At 50.1% G+C, this 1,560-nt stretch carries 2 protein-coding genes and 1 pseudogene; 2 read left to right on the top strand and 1 reads right to left on the bottom strand.

What is annotated here, in order from left to right:
• Positions 1–8: 8 nt before the first annotated feature.
• A complete protein-coding gene (locus QJ48_RS36205; RefSeq protein ID WP_237763041.1) occupies positions 9–161 on the top strand; it encodes an AraC family transcriptional regulator in 153 nt (50 codons plus the stop codon).
• On the opposite strand, the gene QJ48_RS23590 is transcribed toward QJ48_RS36205, so the two are convergent.
• Positions 109–681 carry a hypothetical protein gene (locus QJ48_RS23590; protein ID WP_054975931.1) on the bottom strand — a complete coding sequence of 191 codons (573 nt, stop codon included), beginning with the start codon at positions 679–681 and terminating at the stop codon, positions 109–111. The two genes, QJ48_RS36205 and QJ48_RS23590, sit on opposite strands and share 53 nt — an antisense overlap.
• Before the next feature lie 680 nt (positions 682–1,361).
• Between QJ48_RS23590 and QJ48_RS37635 the strand changes: the two are divergent.
• Positions 1,362–1,560, top strand: a pseudogene (locus QJ48_RS37635) (bacitracin ABC transporter ATP-binding protein); the annotation flags it as partial.

Here is a 1,560-nt window from a genome sequence, read left to right as displayed (position 1 = left end):
CGGCCAATTTGCTGCTGGAAAGCCGGCAGTCGGTCACATCCATCTCAGACAATCTCGGCTACGATTCGATTCATTATTTTTCCAAGCAGTTTGCCGCCTATTACGGGATCAGTCCGACGGCTTTCCGCAGCCGGAACAGTCTGCCGCGGGATTTGGGCTAGCAGCCGGCCGAAGCTCGCCAATTTTGGGCTCCATCACGTGCTCCAGCAGGAAGGCCATACACCGGTTGACCGATGCTTTGATATAGTGAAAAACCTCGTCGTGCCGCAGAAACTCCAGTGGCTCATGCGCCGCCGTTTCGTCATAATCGAAATCTTTATCCAAATCGTCCAGCAATGACGCAACGGATTCCGCACTGATTTCGTCCATGATCACTTCGGGAATCGGATGCGGGTTCCGCTGCAGCCCATATCGCGCAATTAGGACACCGTTGAGTCTCCGAAAGTCTCTGTAGCTCATGTTCAGCGCTTCGCTCCGTTCCTCCGCCGACAACGACCGCACCTTTTGAAAATACGTATCCTCCGACCACAGATCATCCGAAAGCAAATGACATAAATAGCCCGAGTAAAAAGGCTCCCGTATTCGCTCTTTGTACTTTTCAACAAACCTCCAATAGTTAATGCGGCGTCTCCCTGTTGACTCCCTTTCGACAAAGTGGGTAACCTCTTTGGAATGATTCATTTCATGAAGACCGTCCGGCGCAAGCCCGCCAAGCAAAAATCGCTGCGGTTTTCGATGGAAAGCTTTTGTGCAATTCGATTGGATATGCAGTCATGCATGATTCTCGAGCCCATGTTCCCTCTCTCCTTACTCTAGCGTCTACAAAGCTATCGTCTCCTTTTCTTCCATTTACTTCAATTGCAATCGGATGATGAATCGCTGATAATTAAATTACTTAACTATTCACCTTGCCGCTATGATTCAGGCAGACAATCGAACGGGTAATGACGACTATCTACGGCCCGATGGTTAAGGGACCGCTAGACGCGCCGTTACAAAATCTTAACACCAAGACGTATTGTCCTGCGCTACAATGAATCTCACAGGGTTAGGAAAGGGAGGGAAGCTCATGAATTTCACACTGAAGCAACTGAAGTATGCGCTCTTAAGTCTGCTGCTCACGTTCGCTCTGATTGTGACCTACCAGCATGTGCAGCCGCTCTGATTCCGATACATGTACAGAATTAACCATGATATAGCTTAATAAGGACCGGGGGCTGCTCCGGTCCTATTCGTCGTTGCCCCCTTTTCCCAGTCCTCCCGAATTTAAGATGTTGTTAAGAATTTCCTCCGCTAGTTATTAAGATGTCCCGGCTATACTGAGTTTCGATCGGAAGGATATCGTACGGAGGGGATATGGTTTGAACAGGCAGGCAGAGCATGCTGTGGAAAAAAAGCGCCCGACGGAACAAACGGGTTCCAGGGCATGGAGGGATCGGCCACCCGTAGTACAGATTCACGGGCTTACAAAAATGATTCGGGGAAAGGCGATCGTCAACCGACTCGATCTGGAGGTGCGGGCCGGTGAAATATTCGGTCTTCTCGGTCCGAACGGCGCAG

The organism is Paenibacillus sp. A3, from assembly GCF_001399685.1.
Taxonomy (GTDB): Bacteria; Bacillota; Bacilli; order Paenibacillales; family NBRC-103111; genus Paenibacillus_G.
The sequence above is the reverse complement of the archived record's forward strand: the minus strand, read 5'-3'. Positions and strand labels throughout refer to the sequence as shown.